This window comes from Streptomyces sp. NPDC002276 (genome assembly GCF_053891435.1).
In genome coordinates this window covers 1-16,409 of the sequence record NZ_JBSFCQ010000045.1, presented here as the reverse complement: position 1 = coordinate 16,409, position 16,409 = coordinate 1, and the positions used below count along the sequence as shown (strand labels likewise).

At 68.9% G+C, this 16,409-nt stretch carries 15 protein-coding genes, 1 tRNA gene and 1 pseudogene; 8 read left to right on the top strand and 9 right to left on the bottom strand.

Annotation, left to right across the window (positions count from 1 at the left end; genetic code table 11):
* Positions 1–122 precede the first annotated feature (122 nt).
* From ACWIHT_RS46860 to ACWIHT_RS46840, 5 genes and pseudogenes are all read right to left on the bottom strand, one after another.
* On the bottom strand, positions 123–1,841 hold the full coding sequence (locus tag ACWIHT_RS46860; protein ID WP_456174770.1) for a relaxase/mobilization nuclease domain-containing protein: 1,719 nt from the start codon (positions 1,839–1,841) through the stop codon (positions 123–125).
* On the bottom strand, positions 1,838–2,179 hold the full coding sequence (locus ACWIHT_RS46855; protein WP_456174772.1) for a plasmid mobilization relaxosome protein MobC: 342 nt from the start codon (positions 2,177–2,179) through the stop codon (positions 1,838–1,840). The genes ACWIHT_RS46860 and ACWIHT_RS46855 overlap by 4 nt, the downstream gene beginning before the upstream one ends.
* Before the next feature lie 397 nt (positions 2,180–2,576).
* On the bottom strand, positions 2,577–3,512 hold the full coding sequence (locus ACWIHT_RS46850; RefSeq protein WP_456174771.1) for a DUF2637 domain-containing protein: 936 nt from the start codon (positions 3,510–3,512) through the stop codon (positions 2,577–2,579).
* A 319-nt stretch (positions 3,513–3,831) separates the two neighbouring features.
* Complete coding sequence (locus ACWIHT_RS46845) at positions 3,832–4,518, bottom strand: zinc finger domain-containing protein (protein WP_456174769.1); 687 nt, start codon at positions 4,516–4,518, stop codon at positions 3,832–3,834.
* Positions 4,519–4,525: 7 nt separating this feature from the next.
* Positions 4,526–5,379: pseudogene (locus tag ACWIHT_RS46840) on the bottom strand (helix-turn-helix domain-containing protein).
* A 477-nt stretch (positions 5,380–5,856) separates the two neighbouring features.
* On the opposite strand from ACWIHT_RS46840, the gene ACWIHT_RS46835 reads away from it, so the two are divergent.
* The 6 genes from ACWIHT_RS46835 to ACWIHT_RS46810 all read left to right on the top strand — a co-directional run bounded on the left by ACWIHT_RS46835 (position 5,857) and on the right by ACWIHT_RS46810 (position 10,176).
* Positions 5,857–6,114 carry a helix-turn-helix domain-containing protein gene (locus ACWIHT_RS46835; protein ID WP_456174768.1) on the top strand — a complete coding sequence of 86 codons (258 nt, stop codon included), beginning with the start codon at positions 5,857–5,859 and terminating at the stop codon, positions 6,112–6,114.
* Between the two features lie 129 nt (positions 6,115–6,243).
* Positions 6,244–6,456 carry a helix-turn-helix domain-containing protein gene (locus tag ACWIHT_RS46830; protein ID WP_456174767.1) on the top strand — a complete coding sequence of 71 codons (213 nt, stop codon included), beginning with the start codon at positions 6,244–6,246 and terminating at the stop codon, positions 6,454–6,456.
* Positions 6,456–7,610 (top strand): tyrosine-type recombinase/integrase, encoded by a 1,155-nt coding sequence (locus tag ACWIHT_RS46825; RefSeq protein WP_456174766.1) that lies wholly within the window; start codon positions 6,456–6,458, stop codon positions 7,608–7,610. Before ACWIHT_RS46830 ends, ACWIHT_RS46825 begins: the two co-directional genes overlap by 1 nt.
* Before the next feature lie 273 nt (positions 7,611–7,883).
* The gene (locus ACWIHT_RS46820) at positions 7,884–8,525 is read left to right on the top strand and encodes a DUF433 domain-containing protein (RefSeq protein WP_456174765.1); all 642 of its coding nucleotides are present in this window, start codon (positions 7,884–7,886) and stop codon (positions 8,523–8,525) included.
* On the top strand, positions 8,525–8,965 hold the full coding sequence (locus ACWIHT_RS46815; protein ID WP_200690998.1) for a DUF5615 family PIN-like protein: 441 nt from the start codon (positions 8,525–8,527) through the stop codon (positions 8,963–8,965). Before ACWIHT_RS46820 ends, ACWIHT_RS46815 begins: the two co-directional genes overlap by 1 nt.
* Positions 8,966–9,528: 563 nt before the next feature.
* Positions 9,529–10,176, top strand: coding sequence for a hypothetical protein (locus ACWIHT_RS46810; protein ID WP_456174764.1), 648 nt, complete (start codon positions 9,529–9,531; stop codon positions 10,174–10,176).
* 273 nt (positions 10,177–10,449) lie between these two features.
* Here ACWIHT_RS46810 and ACWIHT_RS46805 read toward each other — a convergent pair.
* Positions 10,450–10,523, bottom strand: a tRNA-Gly gene (locus ACWIHT_RS46805).
* 509 nt (positions 10,524–11,032) lie between these two features.
* On the opposite strand from ACWIHT_RS46805, the gene dcd reads away from it, so the two are divergent.
* Both dcd and ACWIHT_RS46795 read left to right on the top strand, forming a co-directional pair.
* Positions 11,033–11,608 carry a dCTP deaminase gene (gene dcd / locus ACWIHT_RS46800; protein WP_200715752.1) on the top strand — a complete coding sequence of 192 codons (576 nt, stop codon included), beginning with the start codon at positions 11,033–11,035 and terminating at the stop codon, positions 11,606–11,608.
* Between the two features lie 2 nt (positions 11,609–11,610).
* On the top strand, positions 11,611–12,132 hold the full coding sequence (locus ACWIHT_RS46795) for a phosphoribosyltransferase (RefSeq protein WP_456174763.1): 522 nt from the start codon (positions 11,611–11,613) through the stop codon (positions 12,130–12,132).
* Positions 12,133–12,184: 52 nt separating this feature from the next.
* Here ACWIHT_RS46795 and ACWIHT_RS46790 read toward each other — a convergent pair whose 3' ends face one another.
* The 3 genes from ACWIHT_RS46790 to ACWIHT_RS46780 form a co-directional block, all read right to left on the bottom strand.
* The gene (locus ACWIHT_RS46790; RefSeq protein ID WP_456174762.1) at positions 12,185–12,958 is read right to left on the bottom strand and encodes a hypothetical protein; all 774 of its coding nucleotides are present in this window, start codon (positions 12,956–12,958) and stop codon (positions 12,185–12,187) included.
* A 128-nt stretch (positions 12,959–13,086) separates the two neighbouring features.
* Positions 13,087–14,130 (bottom strand): YIP1 family protein, encoded by a 1,044-nt coding sequence (locus ACWIHT_RS46785; RefSeq protein ID WP_456174761.1) that lies wholly within the window; start codon positions 14,128–14,130, stop codon positions 13,087–13,089.
* Positions 14,131–14,204: 74 nt separating this feature from the next.
* A complete protein-coding gene (locus tag ACWIHT_RS46780; protein ID WP_456174760.1) occupies positions 14,205–15,689 on the bottom strand; it encodes an FG-GAP and VCBS repeat-containing protein in 1,485 nt (494 codons plus the stop codon).
* Positions 15,690–16,409: the final 720 nt, after the last annotated feature.

Here is a 16,409-nt window from a genome sequence, read left to right as displayed (position 1 = left end):
AGCGAGTTGGTCACGAGTCTCATCCGGGATGCGCATGCCACACCAACGAGCTTCAGGACAGGAAGCAACACCTTGATTCCCTGCAAGCCCTTAGGTAGAGGGGCACCGGCGTATGCGCTGTCTCACCGGATCTTGCGGGGCCGGTCGTCTCGGCTCGGGGCAGGCGAGACTGCCCGCCGCCCGCTCCGCCTGGCGGCAGAAGGCGCGTGGTCGGGCATCGTGGTGGCGTCGGCGGGCAGACCGGCCATCTGGCGCAGCCGCCACACCAGCACGTCACTGATCGAGTCGGCGGTGCCCAACTCCCGCCGTCCGGCAGCCTCCGCCAACAGCGCCGCCGGATCGTGGCCGGCGCTTTCGGTGTCGGCGAGGGTGACCGCCAGGGCGTGCCAGCCCGGCTCGGCCAGGATCTGCTCGGCCAACTCGGGTACCGCCGCCCGCAGATGGGCGGCGTGCTTGTGTCGCAGGGGCTGCGACAGGCGCCGGCCACGTTGATAGAGCACGTTCATGGGGACACCGGCTGCGGCTCGGTAGGCCGTGCGCAGGTGTCCGGCGGCCTCGCGGGCTGCGGCTGCCTGTTGGGCGTGTTCCCTTTTGGCGTGCCAGTGGGCGGCGGCGGTGACGAGGAAGAACAGCATGTCGATCGCCATGGCGGTGGTGGCACCGTCTTCCCCGCGGCCGAGGGCGGGGCCGCTGTGAACCAGGTCGCGGGCTGCCCGGCGCAGGGCGCGGTCGTGCCCCCACGCGGCTTGGACGTGGGAGCGGGTGGCCCGCTCGAACACGAAGGCTACCTCGCGCAGTTCGGCGCGGGTGTGGGCGGCGGAGGTCTTGGCGAGCGCGTCCAGGACCTCTCCGGCGGCGGCAATGCGCGCGCCCACTTGGGCGTCCTCACCATGATCGATGACCAGCACCGCCTGCCACACAGCGGTGGCCGTCCGGCGCCGTGCCATCGCGGGCCCGCTGGGGACCTGGGCGGAGGGCGTGGTGTCCGGGCCCTGGTTCGGGGTGCCGTCGGAGAAGCGCTTGCGGATGCGGGGCAGGGACAGGTCGGGGGCGAGGGTGGAACCGGCGTAGTAGACGGGCTCCTTGTCCCCGTTGCGGTCGTCGGGCAGGGCGACCTTGTATCCCTGCAAGTCGCCGGAGGGCAGCACCTTGGTACGTACGAGGAGCCCGGCGTTCTTGAGACGGTCGAGGAACTCCTCCTCACTGCTCGCGCCGGCCACCGCGCGGCGCACGGTCTCGCGCAGTTCCTCGCGGGCGGTGCGGTCCCGGCCCTCGCGTTCGGCCTTGTGCCGTTCGGCGCTGGTCGGCCGCTTGGCGGCGGTACCGTCCCCGGCCGGGACGCGGCGCAGCCCGTAGTCCACTTCGATGCGGCGGCACTCGGCCTGGGCGCGACGGGCCTCGTTGTGCAGGCGGGGCCGGCGGCCGTCGTCGCGTACGAGGGTGGCGATGATGTGGATGTGATCGTCGGCGTGCCGGACGGCCGCCCAGCGGCAGGCGGCTTCGTCGCCGTCGGGGGCGATGCCGGTGGCGGCGACCATGCGGCGGGCGATGGCCGCCCAGTCCTCGTCGAACAGGATCGGATCCTCCGGGGCGGCCCGTACGGACAGGTGCCATACGTGCTTCTCGGGTCGCTTGCCGGCGGGCAGGGCGTTGACGGGCTGGTCGAGCAGGCGCTGGAGCTGTTCGTAGGTCGCCTTCGGGTCGCGGCCGGGGTCGGGGGTGAGCGGGTCGAAGGCGGCCACCAGGTGTGGGTCGATGTGCTCCTCTTTGGTGCCGGGGCCGTAGAGGTAGTTGATGAGCCCGATCGTCTCGCTGCCGCGGTCGTGGATGCTGGGGATCACTCAGGGGCACCGCCGTCGCGGTGGGCGAGCAGGGTGTCGGCGGCGTCCTCCATGCGGCGGGCGGCGTTGCCGACGGCTTGGGCCATGGCGTCCAGGTGGGGTGCGTCGGCGCCGGAGTTGAGGGCTTTGGCGACCTGGTTGAACAGGCCGTGGATGCGGCCCAGGTGCCTGCGGGCGGCGAACAGCTCGTTGATGACTTCGCGTTCCGTCGCGATCTCGGCGGCGGTGCGGTTCAGGTCGCGGGCGGCCTTGTCGGCGGCGTAGGCGAGGAAGGCGGCGTTGGACATCTGGCAGTGGGCGGCGGCGTCGGTGAATCGCTTGAACTCGGTGTCGTTCATACGGCAGCTGGGCTGCTTCAGTCGCTTGCGGGACTTCGGCAGACGGGCACGCTGACGTCTGGTCGACACGGCCTCGGCCTGCCGTCTACCTCCCTGCTGCGGTCCGCCCTCGGTCGCAGCCTGACTGCGCGGCGCCCCCTGGCGCCGGGCTGTTCCCGCCACCCTCGGGGCGGGAACTCCGGAAGCATCGCTTCCGGTACAACTTGCTGCGCTGTTCAGGCCGGTGGTCATCTCCCCTTCGGCTGCGGGGAGTTCGTAGTTCGGGTCGTGCATGGGCCGGTTCTCCGTGGGTGCTGTTGCCGGGTGCTTCGCTGTGCGCAATCCCCGCGCCCCGGGCTTGTCTGCCCGGGGCGCGGGGTGAGCTGGTAGGGCGGGGCGGTCGGTGTGATTGCGGGGCTCAGGTGGTGCCGACGGCGGCTGTGCCGCGTTGCCTCTGGCGCTCGGAGGCGGCTTCGTCGCGTCCGTCGAGAGGCTCGGTCTCGGAGCCGTCGTGGGCGGCGGGATCTGGCCGGTCGGTGCGCTCGGCCTGCAGCTGGTCGCGCAGGTCGCGGGCGCGGTTCTGGCTGATCCTGAGTTCGTTGCGCAGGCGCTGTGCGGTCAGGCGGTCGTCGCTCCAGCTGGCGGTCAGGCGCCGGGCCGCGTCGAGTACTTCGGCGTCGGTGCGCGTGCGATCGGCGGCCGACTTTGTGGTGGAGGGGACCCGACCGGTCGCACGGCGCGGGGCGGCTCCGCTCGACTCAACCGTGGCGGTCGACCGTCGCGGTCGGGTGGAGCGGGCTGCCCGGTCGGCCTCGGTCGGCTTGGGCACAGGCGTCTTGGCGGCCTTTGCGAGGGCCGACTCGGTCGGTGGCTCGGGGGCCGATAGGGCCTGGTCAGAGGTCGACCGTACGGCCTGTACGTCGGCGGCCTGCCGACCGACCGCTTCGGCAGAGTCGGCCGACTCGGGGTTGTGGTGCAGCACCTTCGCCACGAGGTCCGACCCGAAGTAGATCGACCCGACCGGGAGCGACGTGGCCAGCAGTACGAGGGCCCAGTTCGCCGGGTCCCAGTCGGTCAGTCGGCCCCACCGGGTCGGCATGGTGTGCAGGGCCGGGGTCAGGCCGTGCACGTAGTTCAGCAGGAGGCTGGCGATCGTGTAGGTCGCCAGGACCCGTAGGGCGAACTTCCGGTCGGCATCGGGCAGCACGAGTGTGGCGATCAGTGCGAGGGCCATCAGCCCGTCGACCACGATCGGGTAGAACAGGGCGGCGGTGGGGTCGGCGCCGATGGCGCGGGCGACGTCGGACAAGGCGTTCCACGAGACTCGGAAGGCCATGAGGACCACAGCCATCAGGCCGAGGACGAGGGCGGATCGTGCACCGCGGTTCGGGCGATGACTCCCAGCTCGTGCGTCGGCGCGGCGCCGGTAGAGAGCTCGGAGCCGGGCGAAGGGGGAGCGGTGGCTGTCGGCGCTGGGGATGGCGGCCGGGGGTATCGGGGTGGGGGAGGGCAAGTCAGATATCTCCAGGGTGGGCGTAGGCGGGCATGAGGTGAGGTCTCCGAGGAAGCCGTCCGGGCATGGCATTGGTGCTGCCGACGGGCGGTGAAGGTGGGATTCGGGTGCGCCGGAGGGGCCGTTGGTCAGGCACCGGCGCCGATACGGCAGCCGTCGGTCACGCGGCTTTCTGCCGGGCCAGCTTCGCTACGGCGAGGTCCACGCGGGTGGGGTGCGGCGTTGTGCGGGGTGCGTTGCCTCGGGCGTGGCCGTCGAGTCCGAGGCGCCGGCTGCGGCAGGGCTCGCCCTTGTCGGCGTGGCACCACCGGCACGGGACGCCGAGAGCGTCGGGCTGTCCGGCGGCGACGGCGGCCTCGCGGGCGGCACGCGCGGGCCGGTAGGGGGCGAGTGCCGCGCGGACGGCCGGCGGGATGGACGATCCGACGGTGGCGAGGCGGCCATCGATGTCCCGGTGCTGGCCCCCGGTGAGCTGTCGGTGCGAGGAGGGCGCGGCCATGCCGGTGGCGACGGCGTGCCGTGTGCCGAGGAGTTCGGTGCGCCAGGCGGCGGAGTTGTCCGGATCGGCGGCCGGGGTGGGATCGGTGTGCCGGTCCAGGCGGTCGCGGCGGTAGGCGCGCCACTTGCGGGCGACGTCCACCGGGAGGATCGGATACGGCGAGGCCAGGACGTGGGCCCGTATCGCCTCGCGGACGTCCCAGCCGTGGGTGGTGGCGAAGGGCACGTCGTCGAGCAGCTCCTGCCACTGGGCGACCTGGTCACGGACTTCGGCCGTGCCGGTGCGGATGGTGCGGGGATCGAGGCGTCCGATGTAGGCGAGGACGGCGGCGACTTCGCGTCGGTCCAAGGGCGGGTTACTCCGTTCCGGTGGGTTCGTCGAGGACGGCGAGCAGGGCGGCCGTGTGCGCCTCGCTGCGGGTCATGCCGGTGGTCGAGGTGGGGGTGGGTGGGCCACCGGGCAGGGCGTAGAGGATCGGGCGACCGAGGGCGGGGGTGCGTTCTCGGGCGATCCACGCACGCCAGTCGGCGGCCCACGCGTCGGCGCTGCGGGGATCCCACGAGCTCCGGAAGGTGCGCCACTTCGCGTCGGCGGTACGCAGGCCGCGCTCGCCGAGCCGGTCGAGATGCCCGTCGTGCTGGAGCCAGGCGTGGGCGCTGTCGTCGATCTGCCATTCGGTGGCGGAGATGAGCGGGGCAGAGCTGCTGCTGCTCTTACTACCGTTCACCTTCGGTTCTCTTCTGTTCTGGGGGTCGGAATCCGCACCCCTCTCGGGTCGGAATCCGTACCCCCTGGGGGCCGGATTCTGTTCCCCGGGGCCGGATTCCGATCCCCCCTCGAAGGGCTCGGCAGGGTCGGATTCTGACCCCCCGAGGGCCGGATTCCGACCCTGTTGGGGTGCCGGATTCCGGTCCCCTCCTGAGGCTCATCGGCGAGGAAACGGGCGGCGATTGGGAGGCGGTAGTACGTCTCGCCCCTGGGTCCCTTGCGGTCGGGGAGCTGCACCAGCTCGCCGTCGGCGATCAACTTGGCCAGCGCATCGCGCACCGCGGTGCGGGAGGCGTTGGCGCGTTTCATAAGGGTGGGCACGGACGCGTAGGCGACGCAGTGTCGGTCGCGGCACCGGTCGGCGATCAGGGCGAGGACCATGCGGGCGGTGCCCTTGCTGGGGCTGTGGTCCCACACCCATTCGCGGGCGTCGTAGCTCATCGGGCGGCGGCTCCTGGGGGTCAGTGCATGGAGGTGCAGTCGGCCCTTGTCGGGCGGTGCACAGGGAGGGGGTTGGCCCACCGCCCCGGCCGACGGCGCGGGGGAGGGCTGGTGGCGTCGTATAGCCAAGACAGCCACATCCATGCCGCTCAAGTCCAGCATTCCGCCGAGGAATTCAGACAGCTGACGGCGAACGCTTACTGCGAGCTAGGCATCTCCAAAATTATAAACCGGAATCGGCCGCTGCCGAAATAACGGACCGTCAGGCGAAGCCAGAAGCATCACATCGGCAAGCCGTTGACGTGCCGCCGACGGGGAAGCTACAACAGAACACCGCACGTCACAGCATCGATCGACGCATCCGTCTGCGCCCCTATCCCGACCCCCGGAAACCTCTCCCCGGCGTACGACGCGAGCGCAACATAGCCGACGATCGCCGGTTACCAAAACCGGCGATTGAGCCTTTCAATTGGAGCCATGCCCCCACGCTCATTGGAAATCGGGCCGGCAGGAATGCAGGCGGCCCGTGCCATCGAAATCCTCCGCGCCGAACGCGGCCTGTCACAAAGGCAGTTGGCCGACCGCGTGACAGCCCTCGGCCGCCCGATGTCCAACACCATGTTGTCCCGCATCGAGCGCGCCCAGCGCCGCTGCGACATTGACGACCTCGTCGCGATCGCCGAGGCCCTTCACGTCCCGGCATCCGCGTTCCTGCCTGGGCGCCCCGCAGTCTGAACTGCCTTCGCCGCGCCGCAACTCGCCCCATCCCGCACCCGAGTGAGGACCCACCGCCCTTGCGCCTGCCCGCAATACCCCCGGCTCCCGCCTGCCCCCAGCGCCCCTCCGCGACAGAGGTGATCGTGAATGGCTGACCGCCTCCTGACCGTCGCCGAGGCCGGCGAACTGCTCGGCACGGGCGAGCGCTTCGTCCGCCGCCTGATCGCCGAGCGTCGTATCCGCTACGTGAAGCTCGGCCGCCCGGTCCGCGTCCCCGAGAGCGCGATTGCCGAGTACGTCGAGGCGCGCACCGTCGAGCCGGTCCGTCGTATCCGTACCCGCTACGGGAAGGCTGCCTGATGGCGGGACGCAAGCCGCAGCGGCGGCGCGAGTTCGGCACGACCCGCAAGCTCCCCTCCGGTCGATGGCAGACCCGCTACATCGGCCCCGACGGGCAGCGGCACACCGCACCGGAGACCTTCGAGACCAAGTCCGACGCCCAGGAGTGGCTCAACCTCACCCGTGCCGACATCGAGCGGGACGTGTGGCGTGACCCGGACGCGGGCGCGGTCAACTTCGAGAAGTACGCGCTCCGTTGGAAGGAGGAGCGAGGTCTGGCCCCGACCACGCTCGACCGCTACGACGGGCTCCTCCGCCTCCACATCCTGCCGACCTTCGGCGGGAAGGACCTGGACGAGATCACCCCACCGTCCGTCCGCACGTGGCGCGCCGAGCGCCTGAAGGCGACCGGCGCCACCACGGTCGCCAAGTCGTACCGCCTGCTGAAGGCCATCCTCCAGACGGCGGTTGACGACGACCTCCTGCGCAGCAACCCGTGCCGCATCAAGGGCGCCGGCAAGGAGGAGGCCGACGAACGCCCCACCGCGACCATCGAGCAGGTCTTCGACCTCGCCGACGCCATGGGCCCGCGCTGGCGCTTGATGGTGCTGCTCGGCGCCTTCGCCTCCCTCCGCCCGGAGGAACTGGCCGAACTGCGCCGACACAGTGTCGATCTCGCGGCATGCTCCCTGCGCGTCACGCAGGCTTCTCCGGAGCTGACCAACGGCAAGCGCGTCACCGGCGACCCCAAGACCAAGGCGGGCAAACGCACCGTCTACCTGCCGGACTTCATGCTCCCGGAGCTGCGACGTCACATGCAGTGGTTCGCGGAGAAGGAGGTGGACGGCCTCCTGTTCGTCGGCGAAAAGGGTGCCCCCTTCCGCCGCTCGACCTTCGGTCGGAAGTGGCGCAAGGCGCGTACCAAGGTCGGCATGCCGGAGAACTTCCGCTTCTACGACCTCCGGCACACCGGCAACACCCTCGCCGCCGACACCGGCGCCAAGTTGAAGGACCTCATGGTCCGCGCCGGGCAGTCCTCGGAGCGGGCTCAGCTGATCTATCAGCACTCGACGGCGAAGCATCAGCAGAAGCTGGCGCAGGGGATCGACGTCGAGGTGCGCGCACAGCTCCGCGAAGCCTCGCCAAGAGCACAGCGAGATGCTCGCGAGGCATGAGCCTCTCCGGCCCCCTCCATATGGAGGACCGGCTCTTCAGTCGGTCCTCCCCGGCGGGAGGCAGCAAGACTTGCCCCTACCGTTCTGGTCCTGGTCTCGTGCCCTGGACCAGGACTGCGTCGTAAGCCTGCTGGCGGGCTCAATGATCATTGGAGTGCCACAGCAGCCCTATGCCGCTTTGGTCCTGCCTCTCCGTACTTCCTGTAGCGTCCTGAAGCGCACAACTGGGATGCTGGGGGTAGAAGATCCCGCGAGAGCTGGAGGGAGTGGACCATGGCGTACTCGACTCGTATGGCTGCGGCTCTCTCCGGGGCAACCACCGGGCAACTGCGCTCATGGCGGCAGGACCGAGGCAACGGTCCGATTCTCTGTCCTGAGCTCGCGGCCAAGCCTGCTCTGTACTCCTTTCGGGACGTCCTGGCCCTACGTGCGTTCGCGATCCTTCGGCAGGACGTGTCACTGCAGAAGATCCGCAAGGCGCTGGCCACACTGAAGCGATTCGGTGAGTTCGAGCACCTGTCCAGCTACTGCCTGGTGGCTGAGGGCGACTCCATCGTCCTTGTGGGCCACGACAACGACGACCACGCAACAGACCTCGTGAAGCACCCGGGGCAGCGAGTCATCGCGACGATGGAGGACATCCTCCAGGAGTTTGCGCCCCGCGCCGGCGTCGTGGTTCCGCACCTCCTGCGGCCGAAGCAACACGTCAGTGTGGATCCGGAGACGCAAGGGGGGCAGCCGGTCATCACCGGCACTCGTGTCCCGTTCGATGCCGTCGCGGAACTGGTGGAGGACGGCATCCCGCCTGAGAAGATCGCCGACTACTACCCCGGCGTGACAGCGGAGGCCGCCCGCGACGCGGTGTCCTTCGCACTGTATGTGGACAGCTACAGCCTGGGACCGCGCGCTGCCTGATGCGAATCCTCATTGACGAGAACGTCCCGGTGCAGATGCTGGAGATGCTCAGACGGTTGCTCCCCGGGCACGAGGTGCAGCACGTCAGCGAGATCAAGTGGGCGGGGAAGAAGGATCTTGCCCTCCTCCCCGACGCCGCGAAGAGAGGCTTCGAAGCCTTCCTTACCAAGGACGGGCGTCAGCTGGAAGACCCGTTGGAGACGACCGCCATTAAGAAATCCGGCATGCACCACATCCGGTTCAGTCACGGTCACAAAGGCATGGCCGGCCTGGGGCTGGCCATGGGTGCTGTGATCGCCGCCATGCCTCTGATCATCCGTGAACTCGACGCGGCGGAAGGCCAGCAACTCGTCCACATCAAAGGTCTGAACCCCGGCAGCAAGCAGCGGTTCGATCTGGTTGACCCTGTCAAGGAACCGCCTCGCTATTGGCCGCGATAGTCACGTCCGGCGACGCTGCTCGAACGATCTTGGCTGCAAGATCTACGTCGCATCAACTCCCCAAATGCGCAAGTTGCTTGCTCTGCGACGGCGGCATCAGATGGTACATACTGCGACTCCGCACCACATGAGGCACAGCTCAAGCGGGGGGATTTCGGGTGGCGTCGTACGACTTACGTCTGCAGCGCTGGGCCATGCGTCTCTGGGCTCGCCACCGTCTCTGGCTCAGGAGATCTGCCCAACAAAACGGCTGGGCAGGACTACGTAAGAGGGAGCTGGACGCGGCCCTGGAGAAGCTGGGTATCCCATTGAACGAGGCTGCAAGAGTCCGCGGCGTTCTCAGTTCGTGGCATCCGAACTGGATGGCCTGTGCGCTCGGAGTCGTCGGGGGCTGGATTGCCGCGTGGGCAGGTTGGCGGGTATCGCTAGCACTGGCCGAGGCTGGGGTCTCACACCTGCGCTGGACCTGGGGTATGCGGGCGATAGAGCATTTTCACTGGACGGCGGAGAAGGGGAACGCCCCAGCCTTGAGTCTCCTTGACTGGACGGTCATGCTCGCGGTCATGTCCGGCGTGTTCCTATGGCCCGTGTTCTGGGCCATGCGATGGAGCTCGACCGCTCGCTACCGCCTCGTCCTGGGAGTGATCGATGCGGTCGTGGTCGGAGCTAAGGTACGCGCTGCGCCTCGTGGCAGGGGTCGGTCCAGGGCACTGCGGCAGCTGGATCAGAGCTGTCGGCATGTCGAGAAGCGCCTGTTCAAAGTGCACAGCATCGCCGGCTCGGTTCCGCGCCGCTCCTCCAGGCTCCGGCTGATCAAACGGCATGCTGCGTTGGTCGCCGGAGCCCAGCGTGTGGCGCTGCATCAGGTGGACGTCGACCCAGAGCCCGCGCTGACTGAGTTGGCACGGCTGCAGCTCGTTATCGCCGAGAACCATCTGTACGGCCGACAGGCAGCGCTCTTGCCCGCCGAGCTGCTCCAAGATGTCCGGCCCGTGTCGCGCCTACGGAACACCTGGCGCGAGTCAGCCCACGTCGCCACGGCGATCCTCGCGGCCATGACTGCCGCAGTCGGCGCCGCGCGTGCTCTGCCATCGATGGGCGTGGGAGAAGACGTCCGTCCGTGGCTGATCCTGGGGGCGGCGGTTCTCGCCGCGACGTTGGTGGCCGGCTGGGGTCGGGTCACCCGCGTCCTCGAACTGTTTCCTGCCTGACGTGGAGCTGCTCGGCTCAGCGCTTCCGCGTTGACCGTGAACCAACTCCAGCTTTGCGTATGTGACTTCGCAGGTACATCCGACGGTAGTGGCCCAGGTCACATGAAATGCGTCTCAGGATCCGAGACGCCCGGCGCCCGCGATCCCCGCAATGGCGCCCGAGGGTCGCGAATAGGGTGCCCCACCTGCACTTAGGGCACGCGGAGGGCACGCCACCCCCGAATTGGTCTAGACAACAAACAACCCCCAGGCCGCTGACCTGGGGGCAAATTCTGGAGCGGGTGACGAGAATCGAACTCGCACTCTCAGCTTGGGAAGCTGATGTTCTACCACTAAACTACACCCGCGAAAGACGCCGGTTGAGCCGGTGTCGAATGCCTGGTCACTCTACCTCATGCCCGGGTCGCGGCGCTGAAGTCGTGGGGTGGCGGTCGTGTTTCGGAGGGTGGACGCGGCTGCGGGGGGCCGGAGTTGGGGCGTACGGTGGAGGCGTGGAAGAGGGTCCGGGTGGGACGGAGTGCCGCCTGGAGAGTCGTTCCTTTCATCCCGTAATGTGGCATTTGGCGTCCGGCGAGCAGCAGCCGGACGCGGCTCTTGGGGAAGGGACTCATGGACTTGATGGAGCGCACCGTCGTCCGTTGTGCCGATGGGCACGTGTTCAGCACCGCTTCGTTCCCGATGCAGCAGGCCGAGCGGCTCGGCCCCGGACGGCTCGTCCGGTGTCCACGGTGTGCCCGGCTCCGTAGCGCGGTGCCGGTGACCTTGGAGAAGCAGTAGCGGTGACACGGTAGGCAGTCGCTGGCGCGCGGGTCCGTCCGATTGTGGTCGGTCCGCGCGTCTTGCGTATCCTCGGGGCGTGCTTCTCTCTGACAAGGACATCCGGGCCGAGATCGACGCCGGGCGGGTCCGGATCGATCCCTACGACGAATCCATGGTGCAGCCGTCGAGTGTCGACGTGCGCCTCGACCGCTACTTCCGGGTGTTCGAGAACCACCGCTACCCCCACATCGACCCCTCCATTGAGCAGGCGGACCTGACGCGGCTGGTCGAACCGGAGGGTGACGAGCCGTTCATCCTCCACCCCGGCGAGTTCGTGCTCGCGTCGACCTACGAGGTCGTCTCCCTGCCCGACGACCTCGCCTCGCGGCTCGAAGGGAAGTCCTCCCTCGGCCGGCTCGGGCTCGTCACGCACTCCACCGCGGGCTTCATCGATCCCGGCTTCTCAGGTCACGTGACGCTGGAGCTGTCGAATCTCGCGACGCTCCCCATCAAGCTCTGGCCGGGCATGAAGATCGGCCAGCTGTGCCTGTTCCGGCTCAGCTCGCCCGCCGAGTTCCCCTACGGCAGCGAGCGCTACGGCTCCCGCTACCAGGGCCAGCGCGGCCCGACCGCCTCCCGCTCCTTCCTCAACTTCCACCGGACGCAGGTGTGAGCATGGGAGACACGGACATGAACGTGCGGGAGAACCTGACCTACGAACGTTTCGGCGTCGCCGTCCGCGAACTCGCGCAGACCATCGCCGACGACGGCTACGAGCCCGACATCATCCTCAGCATCGCCCGCGGCGGGGTGTTCGTCGCCGGCGGACTGGCCTACGCCCTCGACTGCAAGAACATCCATCTGGTCAACGTGGAGTTCTACACCGGCGTCGGCACCACCCTCGACATGCCCGTGATGCTCGCGCCCGTCCCCAACGCCATCGACTTCTCGTCCAAGAAGGTCCTGATCACCGACGACGTCGCCGACACCGGCAAGACCCTCAAACTGGTCCGCGACTTCTGCGTCGACACCGTCGCCGAGGTACGCAGCGCGGTCGTCTACGAGAAGTCGCAGTCGCTGGTGAAGTGCGAGTACGTGTGGAAGCGGACGGACGACTGGATCAACTTTCCGTGGAGTGTGCTGCCCCCGGTGCACAGGTCGGGCGAGGCGCCCAGGGAGAACCGGGAAGCGGTGTGACCTGGCGGTTCCGCGAGATCCGGGCATCGGGAAGGCGGGTGGCACCGGCAGGTCAGTTCGCGCGCAGGTTCCGCACGCCGTCCGGCTCGAAGTCGTAGATGTGGTTGTTGAGCCGGAGGCCGTCGACCGCGCCGATCCACATGTGGTCGCGGCCCTTGCCCACGGCCACCGAGTACACCGTCGGTGTCGCGTTGACGCTGGTGAACGAGGTCCTCAGCTGGGCGAAGGTGCACGGCGAGGAAGAGGTGCACACCGTCTCGCCGCCCGTGAGGTACCAGGTGCCGGTCGTCGTGGCGTCGAGGTAGGGGCTCCACTGGTTGGCCGTCGGGACCGCCGGGGGCACCCACACCAGCGTGGAGTAGTTGTCGCTGGGCAGCGACGGCCGGTTCGGATCGATCTCGAACCTGATGTTCGGCATGTTCGTCGCGCCGCCGTAGCCGATGTTCTCGCCCGTCTGGAAGACGCGGAAGCCGACCTGGCGGAGCGTCAGGATCCGGCTGCCGAGGAAGTCCACCTCGTTGCCGAAGTCGACCTTCTCGCTCGCCGTGCCGAGCGTGGTGGACTTGTCCGCCACCTCGATACCGAGGCTCCCCCGCCCGAACGGCGGTTTCGCGAAGGCGGCCGGTACGCCGGAGACGTACGGGCCGTTGCGCAGTTCGGCGATGGGGGAGCCGATCGTGTTGCGGGCGATCACACCCCAGTGGTCCGGGGTTCTGTCGCCGGTCCCGTCGGCGGCCGCCGATCCCGGGAGGATCGCGGCGATCAGGGCGGCCAGTAGCGCGGCCGTGAGCACGATTCCCCGGCTCACACCAAAGCGAGATCTCACGAACACGGAACACTCCTCACAGCGGGTGCAGGAGTGGTCACGCTAGCTGACTCTCAGTAACCATGAAGGGTGACATGGCGGGCATGTCACCCTTTTGTCCTACTTTCGTTTCGCTGATCGTGCCGGTCCTAGAACGTTCCCAGCTTCACGATCGACAGCAGCGCGATCAGCTGGATCGCCGACGCACCGAGCGCCTTCGGCCAGGGGAGGTCGTGGGAGCGGCTGACCATCATGGTGAGGAGGACGCCTGCCGCGACCCAGGTGGCCCAGCCGAGGGCCTGGACGAAGGTCGCGTTGCCGCCGAAGAACATGGCGAAGACCAGGCGGGGGGCGTCCGTGAGCGACATGATCAGCATCGAGAGGCCGACCGTGGGCTGCCAGGCCCCGTCGCCGCCCAGCTGGCGGGCCAGGGTGTGGGTGACCACGCCCAGGACGAAGGACGACAGCACCAGCGCCACCGCGGTGATCAGGACGATCGGGACCGCGTTCGCGAGCGTGGCGTTTATGGCGTCCGTGCGGGCGCCGTCGAAGCCGAACACCGCCAGCAGGCCGTAGAGGAACGTCACGATCAGGGCGGGAGCCCACATCGTGTAGTCCCGCATCTGGAGGAACGTCTGCTGGGGTGCGAGGACGATGCCTCGCAGCAGGTCCTTCCAGTGCAGTCGGGGACCCACCGGGCCCGTGGGGGCCTGCGCCGAGCCCGCGCGGTACGTACCGCCCTGGGTGTACGGGTCCTCACCTACGGAGAACGCCTGGGTGTTGCCCGGGTTGTTCGCCGCGTACGGGTCCGGGGTGCCGGGGTGGGCGCCCTGGGCGTATCCGCCGCCGTCGCCGAAGTACTCCGGCTCGTCGCCGTAGCCGCCGTTGCCGGCGTTCCCCTGGGACCACTGCCGGCCGCCGCCACCCGCGGGACTTCCGTACTGCGGTTGCTGCTGCGGGTACGGCTGCGGCGCCGCGGGGTAGCCGTACGGCTGTCTCTGCGGGGCTCCCTGCGGTGCCGGGGGAGCCTGCTGCCCGTACGGAGGTTGTTGAGGGCGCGCTTGCGGGGCCCGGCCGTCCCGGCCGCCGCGTCCGATCCTGAATCCAGCCACGTCATCGAACGTACCTGGTTCCGCAGAGTCACGGGCCGGGCCGGGGGTTTCAGGAGGGGCTTTGCTGCCGAGCTGTGACATCCCCTAAGGGACGGTGGGGGACGCCGGTCGGGCCCGTGGCGTGTACGGCCACGGGCCACCTGGTCGCTGATCGGCTAGTCGGCGAACAGCGCGCCGAACTGCGGTGTGCCCGCCGTCGAGACACCCGCCGCGCCCGCGGAGATGGCACGGGAACCGGTCGTCACGATCTTCGTGCCGTTGGAGGGCAGGTAGGTCACCGCGCCGTCGGCGCTGTTCTCGTACGAGCCCACGATCAGGTCCGCCTTGCCGTCGCCGTTGACGTCGTCGAGCTTGACGTCGGCGCCGAAGAGGTCGTTCTTCTCGTCGGCGCCGGGTACGCCGGCCGTGCTCTGGGCGAAGGACTGGACGCCCGTCGTGGTGTTGGCGCCGCTCGCGGAGCCGTAGATGACCGTGACCATGCCGGCGTTGGTGGCGGCGCCGAGGTCCTCGTTGGGGGCGGAGGCCACGACGTCCTGGTAGCCGTCACCGTTGACGTCCCCCAGGTCCAGGTCCCAGCCGAAGGCGTCGCCCTTCTCCGAACTGCCGGGTATGTTCCCGGAGTTCTGGGTGATGCCGGTGGTGGCGGCGGGGCCGGACGCGGAACCGTAGGTGATGTTCACCTTGCCGCCGGTCGCCGAGTCCGGGACGGTCGTACCGTCGCTGGTCGTGGCGTCCCAGCCGGCGCCGCTGACGATGTCGCCGTAGCCGTCGCCGTTGATGTCACCGATGCCGGTGACGACGCCGGGCTTCAGGGTCCGTACGCCCGCGATGCTCAGGCCGCTCGCGGCGCCCGGCACGTAGTAGTTGGTGTTCCAGCCGTTGGACGTCTGCGTCTCGAAGCCGTCGACCACCAGGTCGGTGCGGCCGTCGCCGTTGACGTCACCGGCCGTGAGGTGCTTCGGGCCGTACGGGAAGCCGGTCGTGCCGGAGTGGATGGGGGGCTTGATCGTGTAACGGCCGCCGGGCTTGCCGGTGGAACTGCTGAAGCCGCCCTTGTAGACATAGACGGTCGCGGCCGAACTGCCCACCGCCAGGTCCGCCTTGCCGTCGCCGTCGAAATCGCCGGCGGCCAGGGACTGGCCCCAGTTGTCGTGCCCGGACACGGCCGGGTCCGGTACGTCGCTGCTCTTGCCGGTGAGGCCGCTCTTCGAGCCCCACAGGATCGCGAGCGCGCCGCCGTCGGTGTCGGTGCCGACCTTCTCGTACGGCGAGCCCACGGCGAGGTCGTCGTAGCCGTCGCCGTTGAAGTCGGCGTATGCCGTCGAGTAACCGAAGTAGTCGCCCTTCTCGGCGGTACCGGGCACGTTGCCGGAGTTCTGGCTCAGCGTCGAACGCTTCGTGGACGACACTCCGGTGGCCGTGCCGTACAGGGCTACGACCTGGCCGGCGTCGGCCTTTCCGGCGACGTAGGCGCCGGGCGCGGAGGCGACGATGTCACCGATTCCGTCGCCGTTGAAGTCGGCCTTCGCGATTTTGAAGGAGTCGGCGGCGGTTGCTGTCGTCACCGAGAGGGTGAGCAGACCGCCCGTCAGCGTGGCCGCGGCGGCCGTCGCGAGGGCGAGTCGCAGGTACTGCTGCATGCGGGGTCTCCTGGCATGCGGGGGATGCGTGGCGGGCATCCGCGTCGATGGGGTGCGTACCACCTGTGTTTGCCGGGAATTGCCCTTGGCTTCATGGGTGGTTGGCGATCAGGAGACCCTTGGTGGGGCGTAAGGGTTGTGCGCGAGCTTGGTAAATCTCTGATGTTGGTGTGTCAGGGGTGGGCTCAGTGGGCGCGAGTTGGTGGGTGGACGTTGGGCCACTCGCTTCTTGTCAGTGTCGGGCTGGAACGGACCGAGTAAAGGGCGCTCCCTGCGGTCGCGTCGCCTGCGGCGATGACCCTTCGGGTCACCCTTGACTAGGTCCGTTCCAGCCCGGTTGAGAAGCGAGCGAGCGGCCCGGAGGAATGGGGGGCCCGGGTATGTCAGCCCTTCACGTGGGCTGCGTGCGCACCCGGCGGAGCGGATGCGCGTCCGCGTCTCGCCAGCACGCCGGGCCGGCTTAGCGGCCAACCCTGAGTGGGCCAACCCGAGGGGCAAGGTTATAGGAGCTTTCGCGCGGGTTCTGGCCCCGCCTGGCGGCTGGGATGAGGCCGATCGGGAGTGAGCATTGGTCTCATCCCGGCCTCACTCCGGAGGGTGCTGACTCCGGAGGGTGCTGGTTCGGTCGGCGGGTGGGGGTGGGGGTGGGGGGGTGTAAAAGTGTGTGATTGTGCGGTCGAATGGTGACACATTTTAAGACGTAGCCCCCCCCCCCCACAG